General features: G+C 66.6%; 20 protein-coding genes. 9 read left to right on the forward strand and 11 right to left on the reverse strand.

What is annotated here, in order from left to right:
- The first annotated feature begins 162 nt into the window (after positions 1–162).
- Positions 163–1506 carry an MFS transporter gene (locus ACZ1I2_RS17360; protein ID WP_465173909.1) on the forward strand — a complete coding sequence of 448 codons (1344 nt, stop codon included), beginning with the start codon at positions 163–165 and terminating at the stop codon, positions 1504–1506.
- Between the two features lie 116 nt (positions 1507–1622).
- Here ACZ1I2_RS17360 and ACZ1I2_RS17365 read toward each other — a convergent pair whose 3' ends face one another.
- From ACZ1I2_RS17365 to eno, 5 genes are all read right to left on the reverse strand, one after another.
- A complete protein-coding gene (locus ACZ1I2_RS17365) occupies positions 1623–2237 on the reverse strand; it encodes a cytochrome P460 family protein (protein WP_465172908.1) in 615 nt (204 codons plus the stop codon).
- A gap of 60 nt (positions 2238–2297) precedes the next feature.
- Entirely contained in the window at positions 2298–3290 is a 993-nt protein-coding gene (locus tag ACZ1I2_RS17370; RefSeq protein WP_465172907.1) for a GlxA family transcriptional regulator, read from the reverse strand.
- Positions 3287–5017: a DUF885 domain-containing protein gene (locus ACZ1I2_RS17375; RefSeq protein ID WP_465176396.1), complete on the reverse strand. Its 1731-nt coding sequence runs from the start codon at positions 5015–5017 to the stop codon at positions 3287–3289. The genes ACZ1I2_RS17370 and ACZ1I2_RS17375 overlap by 4 nt, the downstream gene beginning before the upstream one ends.
- 93 nt (positions 5018–5110) lie before the next feature.
- Positions 5111–5425 carry an FtsB family cell division protein gene (locus ACZ1I2_RS17380; protein ID WP_465176395.1) on the reverse strand — a complete coding sequence of 105 codons (315 nt, stop codon included), beginning with the start codon at positions 5423–5425 and terminating at the stop codon, positions 5111–5113.
- Between the two features lie 98 nt (positions 5426–5523).
- Entirely contained in the window at positions 5524–6801 is a 1278-nt protein-coding gene (gene eno, locus ACZ1I2_RS17385) for a phosphopyruvate hydratase (RefSeq protein WP_465176394.1), read from the reverse strand.
- Positions 6802–6946: 145 nt separating this feature from the next.
- Between eno and ACZ1I2_RS17390 the strand changes: the two genes are divergently transcribed.
- The 5 genes from ACZ1I2_RS17390 (at position 6947) to ACZ1I2_RS17410 (ending at position 9020) form a co-directional block, all read left to right on the forward strand.
- Positions 6947–7537: a hypothetical protein gene (locus ACZ1I2_RS17390; protein ID WP_465172903.1), complete on the forward strand. Its 591-nt coding sequence runs from the start codon at positions 6947–6949 to the stop codon at positions 7535–7537.
- A 22-nt stretch (positions 7538–7559) separates the two neighbouring features.
- Entirely contained in the window at positions 7560–7919 is a 360-nt protein-coding gene (locus ACZ1I2_RS17395; RefSeq protein WP_465176393.1) for a phage holin family protein, read from the forward strand.
- Positions 7916–8293, forward strand: coding sequence for a DUF3618 domain-containing protein (locus ACZ1I2_RS17400; RefSeq protein WP_465172901.1), 378 nt, complete (start codon positions 7916–7918; stop codon positions 8291–8293). Before ACZ1I2_RS17395 ends, ACZ1I2_RS17400 begins: the two co-directional genes overlap by 4 nt.
- The gene (locus ACZ1I2_RS17405) at positions 8290–8709 is read left to right on the forward strand and encodes a hypothetical protein (protein WP_465172900.1); all 420 of its coding nucleotides are present in this window, start codon (positions 8290–8292) and stop codon (positions 8707–8709) included. The genes ACZ1I2_RS17400 and ACZ1I2_RS17405 overlap by 4 nt, the downstream gene beginning before the upstream one ends.
- Before the next feature lie 80 nt (positions 8710–8789).
- Entirely contained in the window at positions 8790–9020 is a 231-nt protein-coding gene (locus ACZ1I2_RS17410) for a DUF4170 domain-containing protein (protein ID WP_465176392.1), read from the forward strand.
- Here ACZ1I2_RS17410 and ACZ1I2_RS17415 read toward each other — a convergent pair.
- Positions 9017–9577, reverse strand: coding sequence for a YkgJ family cysteine cluster protein (locus ACZ1I2_RS17415; protein WP_465176391.1), 561 nt, complete (start codon positions 9575–9577; stop codon positions 9017–9019). The two genes, ACZ1I2_RS17410 and ACZ1I2_RS17415, sit on opposite strands and share 4 nt — an antisense overlap.
- A gap of 169 nt (positions 9578–9746) precedes the next feature.
- On the opposite strand from ACZ1I2_RS17415, the gene ACZ1I2_RS17420 reads away from it, so the two are divergent.
- A complete protein-coding gene (locus tag ACZ1I2_RS17420; protein ID WP_465172898.1) occupies positions 9747–10646 on the forward strand; it encodes an OmpA family protein in 900 nt (299 codons plus the stop codon).
- 153 nt (positions 10647–10799) lie between these two features.
- On the opposite strand, the gene ACZ1I2_RS17425 is transcribed toward ACZ1I2_RS17420, so the two are convergent.
- Together ACZ1I2_RS17425 and ACZ1I2_RS17430 are read right to left on the reverse strand one after the other, a co-directional pair.
- Complete coding sequence (locus ACZ1I2_RS17425) at positions 10800–11162, reverse strand: NIPSNAP family protein (RefSeq protein ID WP_465176390.1); 363 nt, start codon at positions 11160–11162, stop codon at positions 10800–10802.
- A gap of 20 nt (positions 11163–11182) precedes the next feature.
- Complete coding sequence (locus tag ACZ1I2_RS17430) at positions 11183–11827, reverse strand: TetR/AcrR family transcriptional regulator (protein ID WP_465176389.1); 645 nt, start codon at positions 11825–11827, stop codon at positions 11183–11185.
- Between the two features lie 45 nt (positions 11828–11872).
- Between ACZ1I2_RS17430 and ACZ1I2_RS17435 the strand changes: the two genes are divergently transcribed.
- The gene (locus ACZ1I2_RS17435) at positions 11873–13360 is read left to right on the forward strand and encodes an FAD-dependent monooxygenase (protein WP_465176388.1); all 1488 of its coding nucleotides are present in this window, start codon (positions 11873–11875) and stop codon (positions 13358–13360) included.
- Positions 13361–13385: 25 nt separating this feature from the next.
- Here ACZ1I2_RS17435 and ACZ1I2_RS17440 read toward each other — a convergent pair whose 3' ends face one another.
- On the reverse strand, positions 13386–14048 hold the full coding sequence (locus tag ACZ1I2_RS17440; protein WP_465176387.1) for a hypothetical protein: 663 nt from the start codon (positions 14046–14048) through the stop codon (positions 13386–13388).
- A 538-nt stretch (positions 14049–14586) separates the two neighbouring features.
- Between ACZ1I2_RS17440 and ACZ1I2_RS17445 the strand changes: the two genes are divergently transcribed.
- Positions 14587–15057 carry a DUF1801 domain-containing protein gene (locus ACZ1I2_RS17445; protein WP_465172893.1) on the forward strand — a complete coding sequence of 157 codons (471 nt, stop codon included), beginning with the start codon at positions 14587–14589 and terminating at the stop codon, positions 15055–15057.
- 164 nt (positions 15058–15221) lie between these two features.
- On the opposite strand, the gene ACZ1I2_RS17450 is transcribed toward ACZ1I2_RS17445, so the two are convergent.
- Positions 15222–15791, reverse strand: a complete 570-nt coding sequence (locus ACZ1I2_RS17450; protein WP_465172892.1) for a rhomboid family intramembrane serine protease — start codon at positions 15789–15791, stop codon at positions 15222–15224.
- Between the two features lie 65 nt (positions 15792–15856).
- The gene (gene greA / locus ACZ1I2_RS17455) at positions 15857–16333 is read right to left on the reverse strand and encodes a transcription elongation factor GreA (protein ID WP_332715884.1); all 477 of its coding nucleotides are present in this window, start codon (positions 16331–16333) and stop codon (positions 15857–15859) included.
- Between the last annotated feature and the right edge of the window lie 25 nt (positions 16334–16358).

Genomic DNA, 16358 nt, shown 5'->3' on the forward strand with positions numbered 1-16358 from the left:
GCAATTTTGTCGCATAGGCGGCCCGTGACGACTCCGCCCCCTCCTCCTGCGGATACCGGTGCCGCCGGTGGCCTTGGCCTGTTCCGCCGCAAGCAGGAGCCCGACAAACACAATAGCGGCGACGGCCTTCCGCTCCCGCGCCGCTATGTCGCCATCGCGGCCATGTCGTTCGGCTCGGCGCTCGTAATCATCGACGGCGGTGTCGCCAATGTCGCGCTGCCCACCATCGCCCGGGATTTGGGCGTCGGGCAAAGCGCGATCGTCTCGGTCGTCACCGTCTATCAGGTGATGCTGGTGATGCTGCTGCTGCCCTTTGCGGGTCTCGGCGAACGCATCGGGCTGAAGACCGCCTATCAGGCCGGGCAGGCGATCTTCACCATTGCCACGATCCTCTGTTTCTTCGCCAAGAGCCTGCCCTTCCTGCTCATCGTGCGCGCCGCCCAGGCGATTGGCGCGGCGGGCGTGCTGAGCGTCTCCTCGGCGCTGATCCGCCAGATCTACCCGTCGAACCAGCTTGGTCGCGGGCTCGGCATCAACTCGGTGGTCGTGACCAGTTCGGCGGCGATCGCGCCCACGATCGGCGGCCTGATCCTGTCGGTCGCGCCCTGGCCCTGGGTATTCGCCAGTGCCGTGCCCTTCGCGCTCGCCAGCCTTGCGCTCGGCCGCGCCATCCCCAATCCGCGCGCGCGCCACGCGACGTTCGACATATTCGGCGCGGTGCTCTGCGCGGCAATGTTCGGGCTGATCATCGGCGGGCTGGAAAGCATGGTGCATGGCGACAGCCCGGTCGTCTCGGCGGCGATCGTCCTGGTCGGCGTGCTGGTCGGCATCTATTTCGTCCGGCGCGAACGCGGCGAGCCCAACCCGATCCTGCCGATCGACCTGCTGGTCCGCCCGGTGCTTGCTTTGTCGGCGATCGGCGGCTTCATTGCTTTCACCGCCTCGATGACCCTGCTCATCTCGACGCCCTTCCGCCTCCACGCGCTCGGCTTCAGCGCAGCGGCGATCGGCGCCGCGATCGCGCCCTGGCCGCTGACCAACATGATCGTCGCACCGGCTTCGGGCTTCCTGTCGGACCGTGTGCCCGCGGGCATCCTGGGCGGCATCGGCATGAGTATCTCGATCGTCGCATTGCTGCTCCTCGCCTTCATGCCGGCGGACCCGAGCCTGTTCGATGTCGCATGGCGGATGGCGCTGTGCGGGTCCGGCTTCGGCACCTATCTGCCGCCCAACGCCAGACTGCTGGTCGGCTCGGCCCCGCGCGAACGCGCTGCCGCTGCCGGCGGCCTGGTGTCGACCGTACGCCTTGCCGGCCAGACCACGGGCGCGACACTGGTCGCGGCACTGCTTGCGCTCGGCATCGGCGAGGGCCGCATCCCGCCGATGGTGTCCGCCGGCCTCGCGATCATCGCCGGCCTGTGCAGCATCGCCCGCCTCCGCCCCTCGATCCGCAACCCGCGCCCCGAAGAGGCCGAAAACGTCCAGCCCGAGGCGCAGAACCGCTAGGGGCTGGCCAGCACCACACCCTCTCCGTTCGTTTCGAGCGAAGTCGAGAAACGTGGCTTGGCGCTCGATCGATGTTTCTCGATTTCGCTCGAAACGAACGGGGTGGTGGTGGCGATCTACGGCTTAGCCGCAGTCTTCTCGTTCGCGAGATAGTTGGCGCTGATCGTCGCATGCGCCGTCGCGACGGGTAGCAGCGTCGGGTAGAATTGCACGAAGGTCGAATCGACCGCCGCATTGGCCTGATGGCAGGCATAGCAGCTCGCATCATAGCCGATCATCGCTGCGGGCTTGGTGCCGTCGAAGCCGAAAAAGCCCCAGCCGCCCTTGAAGCGCTTGCGGTCATGGACATGCACTTCCACCGCCAGCGGCGCGCCCGACTGAAAGGCGCCGCTCCTGTTGATCGATCCTTTCGAGGTGCTGCCGCGAATCTCCAGCACCAGCACCGTTCCCTCGGGCCAGTGCCCGGTCTTCAGGAATGCGGCATGCGCCTCCGGATTGACGAAGACATTGTCGAACGGCCCCTCGGGCGAGGCGGCATTGGCCGAGGCGTTGTAACTCATCGCATGGCCCGAAGTGACAAAGGTCCAGCTGCGATATTCGGCCGGAAACAGCATCTCGCCCTTGTCGTTATAGTGCGCCGCCGCCGCTGCCTCGGGCGCCTTGGCCGGCGCTACCGACATGGCGAACAGCGCCGCCGCGCCCGCTGGAACCAGATATCGCCCGAACCCCATAAAACCCCTCGCTTTCAGACGGGAAGCCATAGGGCGCGGCCGGCCCCGCGAGGATGTCGACTATCCTGCCGTTCCGGACATGCGCCGCCGGTCGCGCGTCACCTCGGGCGGCTCGCCATGCGCGCGGGCATAAGCGCGGCCGAACGCGTCGGGACTGCGATAGCCGGCGAGCCGCGCGACCTCTCCCACCGGCACCGCATCGGCGCTGAGCATGTCGCGCGCCGCCGCGAGGCGCAGCCGTGTCACCAGCGCGCCGGGGCTCTCGCCCAACCCCTCGCGGAACATGCGCGACAATTGCCGCTCTCCGATTGCCGCGCGTTCCGCCAGCGCCGGCAACGACAGGTCGGCCTCCAGATTGGCGCCGATCCACGCTATCAGATCGGCCAGCCGGCGCGGGGCGCGCGCCTGGGCGCGGAGCGGCTCGGAGAATTGCGCCTGCGGACCGGCGCGCATGCTCGGCACGACCATCTCGTGCCCGACCGACAGCGCCAGGGTCGGCCCCAGGTCGGCGCGGACCATCGCCAGCGCAAGATCGATGCCGGCACAGACTCCGCCCGAGGTGAAGCAGGGTCCGTCCTCCACATAGATGCAGTCGCTCTGCATCCGGATCGCGGGAAAGCGCCGCTGCACGTCAGCGATGAAGCGCCAATGCGTCGTCGCCCGCCGCCCGTCGAGCACGCCGGTCGCCGCCAGCCCATAGACTCCAGTGCAGACCGACGCGATCCGGCGGGTCGTTTGGAGCCGCGGCCTGAGCCATCCGGCGACGGCGGCGCTGATCTCCGGTTCCCGCAGGCCGACCCCGCCCGGGACGATGATCGTGTCGTACGCGCCGCCTTCCGCGAAGCCGCGATCGGGCAGGATGCGCATGCCCGCCTCCGTCGTGACCGGATCGAGCGTGGCGGCGACGATCTCGACGCCATAGGCCGCGCGGGCCGGATCAATGGCCGTCGCGGTGGCGAACACTTCCAGCGGCCCGGCAATGTCGAAGCCGTTGACCCGGTCATAGGCGAGCAGGCCTACCCGCCAGCGAACGGGCGAGCCCGCCCCGCTCAAAACACCGCTTTCCCGTCGCCGCCCATCATCGCCTTGCGCACCAGCGGGATCGGCGGGCCGCCAAAGCTCAGGAACTGGTCGTGGAACGCCTTCCACCCCTGCCGCCCGCCATGCGTCGCGGTCCAGTCGTCGCGCAGCTTGCGGATCATCAGCTTGCCCATCGTATAGTTGAGATAGGCCGGGTCATAGGTGCCGCGCGCCGCCTGCTGCCTCGCATTGCCCTCGTCCTGATAGCATTCGTCGCGGAACATCCGGTATGACTGTTCCTGCGTCATGCTGCGCGCATGCAATCCGATCGCCGAGAGATAACGGCAATTGCGCAGCAACGCGTTGGACAGCTGGCCGACATGCGTTTCCGGGTCGCCATCATTGAGGCCCGCGTCCCACATCATTTCCTCGGCATAATGCGCCCAGCCCTCGGCATAGGCATAGCCGACGAACAGCCGCCCGAAGAGCGAGGGCGATTTGTTGGCATGGCGGAACTGCAGGAAATGCCCGGGCATCACTTCGTGCACCGAGGTGAACAGCAGGTCCATCTTGCCCGGCACGAACGAGTCCTGCACGGCCTTGGCCCAGGCCGGATCAGGCGGAGAGATGTAATAGACCGAGGGGATGCCCTTTTCGAACGGTCCCGGCGGATCGATATAGGCGGAATTCTGCCGGTTATAGGGCGGGCTTTCCTCGACCAGCGCCTGTTCCGCGTCGGGGATCGAGACAATGTCCTTGGCGATCACGAACGCCTTGAGCTCGGGGATCTGTCGCCGCGCCTCGGCGACCGGGCCGCCTTCGGGCTTGTTGGCATTCATCTTCGTCATGCAGGCCGGGATCGTCGCGCCTGGCGCGAACTTCGCGCAGGCGGCCGTGAGCGCGTCCTGGTTGCGCTTCAGGTCCGCCTTCCCCGCCGCCTCGAGCTGGTCGAGCGGCACGTCCACGCCCTCGGTCATCTTGACCATGCGGGAGAATTTGTCGGCGCCGAGCGCAAAGCCCTGCGTCGCGGTGGCGCGCTGCCCGTCGAGATAGCCGGCAAGGTCATGCATCGATTTGGCCGCGGCACCCGCCGCCTGGTCGAACTGGCCCTGCAGCTCGGGGCTCTGCACCCCGGCAAAGGCCTTTTTCGCGTCGCCCGTGTAATAATCGGCGAAACCGTTGAAGCCCGCCACGCCATAATCGATGAAGCTCAGCGGCATCGGCGTCTTCAGGTTCGCCTTGATGTTCGCCGCCGCGCCGGGAATCTGGCGCAGGAACTTGATCATCGCCTTCATGCGTGTCGGCGCATCGGCATAGTTGCGGGCGACATAGCCGTTCGGGTCGAGCCCGGCGCCGATATACCAGGCCGGGTTGGTGTGCGGCTGGTCCGCATCGGTCAGCCAGAACAGCTTACCCTCGGCGACATTCACCAGATAGTCGCGCTCGAACGCGTCCTGCTTGCTCAGCTTGGCCGCATCGAAGGCCGATGCCTTGATGATCGAGGCGCGCAGGAAATCAGCCTGGCGCTTCAACCCCGCCTCGCTCCAGTCGCCCAGCCCGCCGTCGAAATCATGCCGCCCCTGATAGACCGCATTGGCCGGGTCGAGCTTGAACCAGCCTTCGATGAACGCCTCTCTGAACGCCGGCCAGTCCGTGGTCGGCAGCGCCAGTTCGGCGTCGTTGGTGATGGGCTTGGTTTCAGACGGCCCGCATGCCGTGACCGCCAGCAAGGCCGCCCCGGCGAGCAATATCCTGCGCATACCCGTTCCTTTTGATTCGTCTTGTCGCGCGATGCTGGCAGGTTGAATCGAGGGGCGCCAGCCCGGGGGGTGGCCGCCCGCAGCGCGGAGGGGCTATTTGTCCAGGTCGACGATCATGTCGTCGGGATGCACCACGTTGAGCTTCTTGCGCGCCAGCTCGTCGACCATGTCCGGATCGGCATGGCGCGGGTCGAGCAAGGCGACGCGGTTCTTCAGCTCGGCGCGCTGCTTCTCCAACACGGCGAGGTCGCTCTGGCGCTTGTCGAGCTGGCGCTGGATGTCGCCATATGCGAGCGCACCGTTCGGGCCCATGATCGCATAGCCACCGAAAAACGCGCCCACGATCAGCAACGCGGCCGGTGGGCCGGCGCGGCGGAGCATGGTGCGGAAGGTGGAACGCTTGGCCATTCCACGATTCTCGCAGGTCGCGACTCGCGGATCAAGCAGGAATTTTACCTACTCGGCGCAAATCAAGCACGAAATCGCGCCCGGAGTCAGGCCCGGAATCAGGCGCGCAGAATCGAGCGCCCCGCATAGACCGCCGCCTCGTCCAGTTCCTCCTCGATGCGGATGAGCTGGTTGTACTTGGCGAGCCGGTCCGACCGGGCGAGACTGCCGGTCTTGATCTGCCCGCAATTGGTCGCGACGGCGAGGTCGGCGATGGTCGCATCCTCGGTCTCGCCCGAGCGGTGCGACATCACCGCGGTATAGCCCGCGCGCTGCGCCATCGACACGGCCTCGAGCGTCTCGGTCAGGGTGCCGATCTGGTTGACCTTCACCAGCAGCGAATTGGCGAGGCCGTCCTTGATGCCCTGCTTCAGCCGCTTCGGGTTCGTCACGAACAGATCGTCGCCGACAAGCTGGACCTTGTCGCCGATCAGGTCGGTCAGCGCCTTCCAGCCCACGAAATCATCCTCGGCCATGCCGTCTTCGATCGAGAAGATCGGATAACGGCGCGTCAGGTCGGCGAGATATTCGGCCATCTCGTGGCTGGACAGGATCTTGCCCTCGCCCGAGATGTCGTACTTGCCGTTCTTGAAGAACTCGGTCGCGGCGCAGTCGAGCGCCAGCATCACGTCGTCGCCCGGCTTGTAGCCCGCCTTCTCGATCGAGCTCATGATGAAATCGAGCGCGTCGCTGGTCGAGGCGATGTTCGGAGCGAAACCGCCCTCGTCGCCGACCGAGGTCGCCAGGCCCTTGTCGTGCAGGCCCTTCTTCAGCGTGTGGAAGATTTCCGAACCGCAGCGCACCGCTTCGGCGATCGACGAAGCGCCGACCGGCACGACCATGAATTCCTGGAAATCGATCGGGTTGTCGGCATGCTCGCCGCCATTGATGATGTTCATCATCGGCACCGGCAGCACATGCGAGGAAACGCCGCCGACGTAGCGGTACAACGGCAGGCCCCGCGCATCGGCCGCCGCCTTGGCCACCGCGAGGCTGACGCCCAGGATCGCGTTCGCGCCGATCCGGCTCTTGTTCTCGGTGCCGTCGAGATCGATCATCACCCGGTCGACATCGGCCTGATCCTCGGCCTCGAGGCCGAGCACCGCGTCGGCGATCTCGGTGTTGACCGCTTCGACCGCCTTCAGCACGCCCTTGCCGAGATAGACGCTTTTGTCGCCGTCGCGCAGTTCGACCGCTTCATGCGCGCCGGTCGACGCGCCCGAGGGAACGGCGGCGCGACCGAAGGAACCGTCATCGAGCAACACGTCGACTTCCACGGTCGGGTTGCCCCGGCTGTCGAGGATTTGGCGCGCGTGGATGTCGATGATTGCGGTCACGTTATGATCCTTCTAACGATTGATGCCCCAGACAGACGGGCGTGCCTCTATCGGCTATCATCGGCGGCGGCAATTCGTCTCGTTCGATGGAACCGCGGACTGCGCTGGCCGGTTGACGATGGACAAGCGAGGAAAGGGCGACAGCATGGCTGACGAAACTCCCAAGGCCCCCAAACCGGCCAAACCGGTGAAGAAGGCCGCGACCACCGCGACACCGCGGAAAGCGGCTGCCGCCACGACCTCGCCTGCCGCGACAACCGCAAAGCCGGCCCCCAAGCCGGCCAAGCCGAAGAAAGGCCCGACCGTGGAAACCACCGCAGACACCGCCACCCCACGCTTCAAGGCCGAGACCAAGGCCGCGACGCAGACGCTGAAGGACAGCGCCTCCAAGCTCACCAAGGACGCCGGCGACAAGGCCCGCGCCTATGCCGAGGACGGCAAGGCCCGTGCGGGCGGCGTGCTCGACGAACTGGCCAAGATGATGACCGAGGCCGCCGGCACCGTCGACGAGAAGGTTGGCCCGCAATATGGCCAATATGCCCGCAGCGCCGCCGACGCCGTCTCGGGCTTTTCGGAATCGATCAAGCAGAAGAATCTCGACGACCTGATCGACGATGCGCGCGGCTTCGTGAAGAAGAGCCCGGCCGTGGCGATCGGCACCGCCGCGGCGATCGGTTTCGTGCTGGTGCGCTTGATCAAGTCGGGCCTCGACGCGGCCGACCGCGACGACGCCTGATCCGACAGGAACCGGGGGGAACATGGCCGAGCAACCGCCGGAAGAGCATGACAGCAACAGCATTGCGGCCCTGTTCTCGCGCCTGATCGACGACGCCGAACGCTTCGTGCGCGCGGAGATCAGGCTGTATCGCGCCCAGTTCCTCAGCCGCGTCGGCGAGGCGCGCACCGCGATCATCCTCGGCGTGGTAGCGTTGCTGCTGGCCCAGTCGGCGATGATCGCGACGGTGCTCGGCCTGTTGCTGATCCTGCGGCGTCCGCTGGGCGAGGTCGGGGCGACGATCCTGGTCGTGCTGCTCTCGCTCGGGGTCGCCGCCCTGCTTGTCCGCTTCGCCATCGCCAAGGTTCGTAAGATCACCGATATGTCGGACAAGCCCGAATGAGCCCGCCTAAAAACCTGCCCGAGGCAATCGACGACGCTACCGACCTGCCAGCGGCGAAGCGGCGGGCCGAGGCGGCGCGCGCTCGCCTGGCCGGGACGCTCGTCGACCTCCAGGCCCGGCTCAACCCGAAGGCGCTTGCCCGCGAGGCCATGGGAGAGTTGAAGGAGGCGGCGCAGGAAATCGGGCGGGACGGTCTGGAAAGCCTCAAGCGCCACCCCCTCACCCTCGCGGGGGGCGCCGCGGCGGTCGGCCTGCTCCTTGCCCGCGGGCCGATCAAGCATCTCATCGAGGTCTATCTCGATGAAACTCCCGAGCGTCCCGCGAGTTTGAAACCCAAACGGGCGCCTGCCCGACGGAAAGGATCCTCCGAATGAACGCCCCCACCACCGAAAAGCCCGCAACCCCGAAGGCCACGCCGCGCAGCACCGCCGAAAAGGCGCTGGAGACCACGCGTGACACCGCGCGCGAGGCCGTGCGCCGCACCGCCGAGGGGATCGAAGCCAATCCGCTCGCCGTTCTGGTCGGCGGCGTCGCGATCGGCGTGCTCGCCGGCGCGGTGATCCCGCGCACCGAGCAGGAGGGCAAGCTGCTCGGCCCGGTCGGCAAGCGCATCACCGACACGGCTGCCGGCGCGGCTCAGGCAGCGAAGGAAGCGGGCAAGGCGGAACTCGACGCGCTCGGCCTCAACAAGGCGGCAGCGCGCGACCAGGTCGGCAAGCTGCTCGACGGCGTGGTCAAGGCGCTGTCCAGCGCCGGTTCGGCCGCCGCCGCCAAAGCGTCCAGCAAGTAACAAAAAGCCGCGCTGGATGGTTCACCTCGCGGAATTCACGCTCTAAGGACGGGTGACTCCTCCCTTGGGAAGCCCGATCCATGAGCAAACTCCACCTGGTCTTCGGCGGCCGCGTCAAGGACCCCCGCCATCTCGATTTCGACGATCTCGATTCGATCGAGGTCGTCGGCATCTATCCCGATTATGCCAGCGCCGAGAAAGCCTGGCGCTCCGCCGCGCAGCGCACTGTCGACGATGCCGAGATGAAGTTCGTGGTGGTGCATCTCCACCGCCTGCTCCAGCCGGACGTGCTGGACACGCCCAAGGCCTAATCCTTCGCCGCGAAAACGCCGTAGCGCTCGCGCCACGCCCCCACTTCGTCTTCAAGATGCGCGGGCGCGGCGTCTCCCGAGAGCACGAGGCTGGCGACGTCGTTGTCCGGGTGCATCAGCATCTTCCTCGACCCGTCGCTGAACCAGACCGGGACCAGTTGATCGCACAGGCTGTCGAGGATCGTCGCCGCCATGCCGGTCTCGATCGCTTCACTGCCGGCGAGCGCGCGGACGTTGATCGATACGCCTTCGAAGCAGTTGCGCGGCTTCTTCTCGAAATTGAGCGACACGAGAACGCCTGACCGGTCCGGCCGGGCCTCGTCGGGCATCGCCGCGACCCGGCGCCAGGCGCAGAACCAAGTCCGGCAGATAGGCGGCCGCACCGCATGGATGCCGCATCCGCGCGCCGTCAGATAAGTGCAGGGCGTTCCCGCCGGCTTGCTGAAATCGGGCGTATCGACGGTGAGCACGGTGCAGCACGCCGTGCACGCCCCGCATACGCGATCGGCGAGGACCGGCCCCAGCAACATGGTCTCCAAGTCTGTCTCGCTGTCCATCCGGGGCCAATACAGGCGTCGCGGTCGCCGCGCCATCGGCCTCGGTTCGTCGCACGCCGCGCTCGAACCGACCGCCGGGACAGAGACTCTCCCGGCCCTGTTCATCTGGGAGACAGCTTCACCCGAACACGCAAGGGCCGTCGGGGGGCAAAGTAGAGGAGATTGCTCAATGCGTGTCATTCCCCAAAGGGCAGGCGTGCCTTTCCTGGCTGCCGCTCTGGCCGTGTCCGTGTCGGGCGCCGTGTCCGCGCAGGATCAGCAGCCGCAGCAGGACCAGCAGCAGCAGAGCGCGCCCGAGTCTAACGTCGTCGTCTATGGCACCCCGCCCGCGATGACCGCCGGGCCCGAGGTCAAGGGCGTCATCACCGCGCGCAATGGCGACAAGATGAAAGTCAGGACCGCCGACGGTAGCGCCGTGGTCATCGCCGTCACCGATTCCACCCGCATCAAGGGCGGCGGCGGGCTGTTCGGCGGTGGCGGCAAGCTCGGCGCAGATGCGCTGCTCAACGGCATGCCGGTCACCGTCAAGACCTTGCAGGCGGACGGCCAGCCAGGCGCCGAGCTGGTCGCGAGCCAGGTCAGCTTCCGCAAGAACGACCTCAAGACCGCGACGATGATCCGCAACGCGACGGACCAGCGCTTCGATGAACAGACCGCAGCAACCGAGTCGCTGCGCGGCCGCCTCGGCGATATCGACAAATATAACATCAAGGGCACCACCAACGTGCACTTCGATACCGGCAAGTCGGAACTCTCCGCTGAGGACAGGGCTCAGCTCTGCTCGACGGCCACCACGGCCGAGGCAACCGAAAACGCCCTGATCCTGGTGGTCGGCTACACCGATTCGACCGGCAGCGACGATATCAACCAGGCACTCAGCGAAAAGCGCGCCAACCGGGTCATCAATTACCTCCAGCAGAAATGCGGCTGGAAACCCTATCGCATGCTCACCCCCACCGGCATGGCCACGGCCGACCCGCTGGCGAGCAACGACACCGAAGAAGGCAAGGCGCAGAACCGCCGCGTCGCGGTCAATATCCTGGTCAGCAAAAGCGTCGACGTGATGTGAAGGGCGCGGGAGCAGCTCCGGAACGCGCCCAATAGCGCTTTCTAAGCTGAATTGATCCACCTCCCCCGTTCAGGTTGAGCGGCGAACGGGGAGGTTATCCATCAGGCCGGGAGCGGCACCCGCTCCCGGCCTGATGTCCGATCAGGTGAGCCGTCATTCCCGCGCCAGTGGCGCAAGGAACACCCGCTCATAGCCCCTGAACGGCGGCGCGGCGAAGCGTTCGATGACGGACGCGGCCTCGGGATCGAGCGGAACCTGTGTGCGATAGTTGTTGTAGCTTTCCTCATCGGGAAACCCGTACAGCGCGATCGCCACATCCTCGGCGCCCGGCTGTCCCTCGCCCGGAAAACTGATCGTCGCATCGCCCGGCGCCGCCCGCGGCATGAAAAAGCCGTAATGGACGCCGCCGTGCCGCTCGATCAACCGGGTCCAGGCCCGGCCATAGTCCTCGAACGCCTCCAGCCTGTCCGGATCGAGCCGGTACCGGATCTCGCAAAACACGGGCTTGGCCTGCATCGTCATCCCCTTACGCAGCGTCACGCATAGGGCGTACCCGCCATCGCCGCGACCAGCCCCACACTCCCCCGGTCGACGATCGAGAGAAAGGCGGCATTCGCTGCCCCCCCATCCCCCGTCCGGCGATAGGTCCCATTCGCCTCGAGAAAGGCCACCGTCCAGGTCGCCAGCAACAGGCCCGCCGCCAGACGCGCATCGCCATCGGGCTCCCGCCCGACGCTCTCGGCCAGCGCCGCCGCCACCACGCCGGCCAGCTCGTCGCGGATCGCCCGCGCCCTCGCCTTCAGCGTCTCGCTCGCCTCGATCGTCGCGATGAAGCGCTGGCTGATCGCGGAGAACTCCACGAACGGCCGCCCTTCCGCCACCAGCCGATGCGCGAGCAGGCGCAGGCTCTCGATCGGCGGAACCCCCGGATCGCGATCCCGCAACGCCTCGCGCAGGACCGCGCGGCCCTCATCGTCGCGGTCGAAGAACATGTCCTCCTTGCGCGGAAAATGATTGAACACGGTCATGCGCCCGACATCGGCGGCGCCGGCGATCTCGTCGATCGTCACCGCGTCGAAGCCGCGCTCCAGGAACAGGCAGGTGGCGGCGTCCGAGATCGCCTGCCGCGTGGCGAGGCGCTTGCGCGATCGGCGGTCGGTCGGCGTTGACAGGTCGCTCATTCACTCCCACCTATTATGTATCGAGTATATATTGGGATTGAGTATATGGAAACGCCCTATGATGTCGTCGTGGTCGGCGCGGGTCCGGTCGGCCTCCTTGCCGCGATCGAGCTGACCCTTGGCGGCGCCAGCGTGCTTGTATTGGAACGGCTGACCGAACCGAGCAAGGTGCTGAAGGCCGGCGGCATCGGCGCGCTCGGCATCGAGGCACTCCGGCGGCGCGGCATGGCCTCGGCGATCGACGCCGCGCAGGCCCGCGCCTTCGCCGCGATGGCGCGGCCGACGGGCCATGGCCAGGCGGCGCCGCGCGGTCCCGGGGGCCGCTATAGCGGCCATTTCGCCGGCCTGATGCTGATCCGACGCAATGCGCAGGTCGAGCCGGACCGGCTCGGCAGCCCGATCGACCAGCAAAATATCGAAGCGATGCTGAGTGAGCGCGCCGGCGCGCTCGGGATCGAGGTCCGCCGCGGATGCGAGGTCCACCGCCTGACGCAGCGGCCCGACGGGATCGATGTCGACTGGAGCTCGGAGACCGGTAACGGCCAGGTCCGCTGCTCATGGCTCCTCGGCTGCGACGGCGGCCGCAGCGCCGTCCGCAAGCTGTCGGGCTTCGCCTTTCCCGGCTGCGACCCGACGATGACGATGTACCAGGCCATCGCCGCGGTGGATCATCCCGAACGGCTTGCCGCCCATGGCTTCCACTACACGTCCGGCGGCATGTACATGTCCTTCGCCGGCCGCCTGGTCATGCTGGATTTCAGCGGCCCGCCCGAAGCCCGCGACGCGCCGATCACCCGCGACGCGTTCGAACAGGTGCTGCGCCGGGTCAGCGGCGCGGACGTGCGCGTGACGGCGTTCGAAAATGCCAGCCGCTGGACCGACAATACGCGCCTCGTCGACACCTACCGCAAGGGCCGGGCGCTGCTCGCCGGCGACGCCGCGCATATTCATTCGCCCTTTGGCGGCCAGGGCCTGAGCCTCGGGCTCGCCGATGCCGCGAACCTCGGCTGGAAGCTGGCCGCGGTGGTTCGCGGGACGATGCCGGAAAGCCTGATCGACACCTATCAGGCCGAGCGGCGGCCGGTCGCCGAAGCCGTGCTGGCCAACACCCTCGCCCAGGCCGCGATCATGCGGCCCGACCCGCAAGCGGCCGCGATGCGCGCCATCGTCGCGACGCTGATGGAGGGCGACGAGGCCAACCGCTTCATCGGCGGGATGATGAGCGGGCTGGCCACCCGCTACGACCTCGGCTCGGAGCATGACGCGGTCGGGCGGCTCATCGGCGACCGGCCAGTCGGCGGCGGGTCGCTCTACGACCTCATGCAGGACGGAATGGGCGTGTTCCTCGACGCCTCGCCGGACGGGTCGGCCTCCAGGCTCGTTTCGGCCGCCACGCAACGGGTGCGCTGTGCGGCGGTCGATACGGGGCCCTCGATGCTGATCCGCCCCGATGCGTGCGTCGCCTGGGCCGGCGAGAAGGATAGCGTGCTCGGCCTGGAACAGGCGCTGGATCGTTGGTGCGTGCCGGCATAGGCTGGGTGCACGGCAGCCGTTGGGCTTAGCCCGTCAGACTCTTGGCGAATGCCTGCCATGCTGGCATCGCGTTCAGCGCGATGCGGATCAGCTGAGTCGCCAGGAAGAACCCGCCGCCCCAGATCGTCGCGGGATGCAGGGTGCCGCGCGTCCTGACATCATAGACCACCAGCGCCGCCAGCATGATGTCGGTCAGGATCATCCCGCCGAAGGCCGGGCTCAGCCCGATATGCGTGAAGCGCGTCACCCGGGCGAGCGGCGTGGTCAGGATCGCCAATGTCCCCAGGAGCATCAACCGCTTGTGCCAGGCTGATCGCTTGCGCATCGTCACGCCCGCGCCGACCAGCACCGCGAAGGTGAGGACCGCCCCCAGGGGAAAGACCAGAGGCGGCCCCTGCGGCGGCAGGTGATGAACCGCCGCGACGTGCTTGGTGATGATCGCGGTCGCGATACCCAACGGGACCATGACGACGGCGAGCACGGCCGCAACCGGCCCGACGAGCCGATGCATGTCGGTGCGCCCCGCCGAGATCAGCGCGGTCTGCGCGACATAGAGCAATATCCATGCGGTGAAGACGAGACCGTGAAGATGCAGCAGGGCCGACAACGGCCTGGCATGGAACGTGGGCGCCAGATAATAGCTTGGCGCGAAGCCAACGAACGTCGCTACGGCGACAGCGATCGCCATGGCTGCGAAGAATCGACACTCGCCCACCGGCTTCCCGCGTCCCACCTTTGTTGGTGTAGCCACATTTGCTCCTCTCGAGGGACGGCGACCCCTTCATCCGGTCGTTGCGTGAACCATGCCGTGGCGGCACCGTGTGGCGCGCTCTTCATTCGGGTAGGAAATGGGAAAATCGCCATGCGGTCCGCGGTTGCCAAGCCCACAGCGATGAGTTTGAAGATGCACATCTTGCGCAATGTTGCCGAGGCCGGTCGACGCGCTTCAGCCCGGTCGCGGCAAAGAAAATTGGCGCCGTTCCCAAATGCGACCAGTCGTCATCCGTATCAAAAATTTACGAGACGATGTCGAATATCGATCCGCTCATTCGTCGTTCCGATGCCACTCGATGGGAGCGGTGGTCCGACGGCACGCCGGCAGCGACGGCGGCAATGCAGTCGTCACGTGGGAGAAACGAGGCTGTGCGGAGGTTATGCGCGTCGCGCCAAAAAGCCCCGCCCAGCAATCAGGTGCCGAAACTCGGCCGACAGCGAAAGGACATCGCATGACAAAAGTTTCGGGCAATCAGCCTGCCACCACAAGAGAGTCAGAACTCCTCGTTGCCATGACGGGCAAAGCCAGTTCGGCCAAGGCCGCAGAAGGGGACAAGCCGGTGTTCGCCTATATCGCCAGTCTACCGCAGCCGCACCGCGCTATCGCCGAGCGTGTCGACGAACTCGCCATGCAGGCAGTGCCTGACCTCAAGCGCGCGGTGAAATGGGGCATGGCCTATTATGGTGTGCCTGACGGCTGGTGCTTCTCGTCCGGCGCCTTTGTCGGCCATGTGAAGCTGATGTTCATTCGGGGCACCGAGCTAAGCCCCGAGCCTCCGGTAACGCCTGTCGGAATGGGCAAGGCCACGCGCGGCGTCGAGCTGGCATCGACGGATGAGCTGGACGAAGCCCAGCTACTGTCATGGATGTCGCAAGCCGCGCTGAAGCCGCTTGCTACGGGGAAAAAGCCGAAATCAGGCTGATGGCCCGTGGCTGGGCGTTTGGTGATGTTGTGAAGGCGCTCAGACCGGCGATTTGCGATCGACATGGTCGCGGGCGGCAATCGCGACGCCATCATCGCTCCCGACTTCAGTGCGTTTTACGAGCGGATTGGGGTTGAGGCAGAGGGCAGTCTAACGTCCCTCCCTCAAGCCTTGCGATAAGCCCAGGCCAGCATTGGCCGTGCCAGCGCCACGCCCGCCAGCAGCCCCCCGATCGGCTCGACGATCGTCACCGATACCGCGAAGCTTTGCGACAGCACGGCAAAGGCGATCTGGATCGCCATCCAGATGCCGGCAAGGATCGCGATCTGGGTCAGCCGGCTATGGTGCCGCGCGATCGGGATGGCGCTCGGCACGCCGTACAGCATGAAATAGGCGCCGATCACCGCGAACACCGATGCGTCGGCCCCGGCGCTGGCCAGCGCCGATCCGGGCGTCAGGATCAGCCGCGCGAGCGCGCCGCCATAGGCGCCCGCGACGAAGATAACGCCCAGCCCGACCGGCCGGATCGCCTTTTCGACATAGCGACCGGCGATCAGCAGGAAGACCAGGTTGAAGATCGCCGAGATGAAATCGCGCGCCAGAAAGGCGGAGGCGAGCGGCGACAGCCAGGACCGGATAGGGTCGTTGCTCCACCCGCCCGCCAGGAAATCACCCGGGGTGAAGCCGAACCAGATCGCGGCGGCGTCCAGGCCGAACACCGCCGTGGCGAGCAAGACGGTAAAGACCGACAGCGCAACCAGCGCGTCGGTGAACCGGCCCCGCGGAAGATCGATTCCGTTCAGATGAATTCGATCTTCGAGACGACGTAATAACGGTCGCCCGACGGCACCGTCACTTCGACCTCGTCGTCGACCTTGCGCCCGATCAGCGCCCGACCCAGCGGCGAATTGTACGAGATGCGACCGCCCTTGGCATCGGCCTCGGTCTGGCCAACGATCTGATAGCGGATCGGCTTGTCGTCCTCGTCGAGCAGGGTGACGGTCGCGCCGAACACCACCTTGTCGCCCGACAGGTCGCGCGGATCGATCACCTGCGCGCGGCTCAGCTTGTCCTCGATATCGGAGATCGACGCTTCGATCTGCCCCTGCCGCTCCTTGGCGGCATGATATTCGGCGTTTTCCGAAAGGTCGCCGTGCGCGCGCGCTTCCTCGATCGCGTCGACGATGGTCGGGCGCTCCGCTTTCAGCCGCTTCAGGTCCGCATTGAGCTTCTCATAGCCCTCTTGCAGCATCGGCATCTTGTCGACGGTCGCCATCCCTTTAGGTCCTTCGTCAAAAAAT

The sequence above is a fragment of the Sphingomonas sp. BL-S-29 genome, from assembly GCF_055521495.1.

What these genes read in the sequence shown, in the direction of transcription:
- ACZ1I2_RS17360 (WP_465173909.1), top strand. Translation starts at nt 163, where the DNA reads ATGTCGTTCGGCTCGGCGCTCGTAATCATCGACGGCGGTGTCGCCAAT.
- ACZ1I2_RS17365 (WP_465172908.1), bottom strand. Translation starts at nt 2,237, where the DNA reads ATGGGGTTCGGGCGATATCTGGTTCCAGCGGGCGCGGCGGCGCTGTTC.
- ACZ1I2_RS17375 (WP_465176396.1), bottom strand. Translation starts at nt 5,017, where the DNA reads ATGCGCAGGATATTGCTCGCCGGGGCGGCCTTGCTGGCGGTCACGGCA.
- ACZ1I2_RS17380 (WP_465176395.1), bottom strand. Translation starts at nt 5,425, where the DNA reads ATGGCCAAGCGTTCCACCTTCCGCACCATGCTCCGCCGCGCCGGCCCA.
- ACZ1I2_RS17390 (WP_465172903.1), top strand. Translation starts at nt 6,947, where the DNA reads ATGGCTGACGAAACTCCCAAGGCCCCCAAACCGGCCAAACCGGTGAAG.
- ACZ1I2_RS17395 (WP_465176393.1), top strand. Translation starts at nt 7,560, where the DNA reads ATGGCCGAGCAACCGCCGGAAGAGCATGACAGCAACAGCATTGCGGCC.
- ACZ1I2_RS17400 (WP_465172901.1), top strand. Translation starts at nt 7,916, where the DNA reads ATGAGCCCGCCTAAAAACCTGCCCGAGGCAATCGACGACGCTACCGAC.
- ACZ1I2_RS17405 (WP_465172900.1), top strand. Translation starts at nt 8,290, where the DNA reads ATGAACGCCCCCACCACCGAAAAGCCCGCAACCCCGAAGGCCACGCCG.
- ACZ1I2_RS17410 (WP_465176392.1), top strand. Translation starts at nt 8,790, where the DNA reads ATGAGCAAACTCCACCTGGTCTTCGGCGGCCGCGTCAAGGACCCCCGC.
- ACZ1I2_RS17415 (WP_465176391.1), bottom strand. Translation starts at nt 9,577, where the DNA reads ATGGACAGCGAGACAGACTTGGAGACCATGTTGCTGGGGCCGGTCCTC.
- ACZ1I2_RS17420 (WP_465172898.1), top strand. Translation starts at nt 9,747, where the DNA reads ATGCGTGTCATTCCCCAAAGGGCAGGCGTGCCTTTCCTGGCTGCCGCT.
- ACZ1I2_RS17425 (WP_465176390.1), bottom strand. Translation starts at nt 11,162, where the DNA reads ATGCAGGCCAAGCCCGTGTTTTGCGAGATCCGGTACCGGCTCGATCCG.
- ACZ1I2_RS17430 (WP_465176389.1), bottom strand. Translation starts at nt 11,827, where the DNA reads ATGAGCGACCTGTCAACGCCGACCGACCGCCGATCGCGCAAGCGCCTC.
- ACZ1I2_RS17435 (WP_465176388.1), top strand. Translation starts at nt 11,873, where the DNA reads ATGGAAACGCCCTATGATGTCGTCGTGGTCGGCGCGGGTCCGGTCGGC.
- ACZ1I2_RS17440 (WP_465176387.1), bottom strand. Translation starts at nt 14,048, where the DNA reads ATGGCGATCGCTGTCGCCGTAGCGACGTTCGTTGGCTTCGCGCCAAGC.
- ACZ1I2_RS17445 (WP_465172893.1), top strand. Translation starts at nt 14,587, where the DNA reads ATGACAAAAGTTTCGGGCAATCAGCCTGCCACCACAAGAGAGTCAGAA.
- greA (WP_332715884.1), bottom strand. Translation starts at nt 16,333, where the DNA reads ATGGCGACCGTCGACAAGATGCCGATGCTGCAAGAGGGCTATGAGAAG.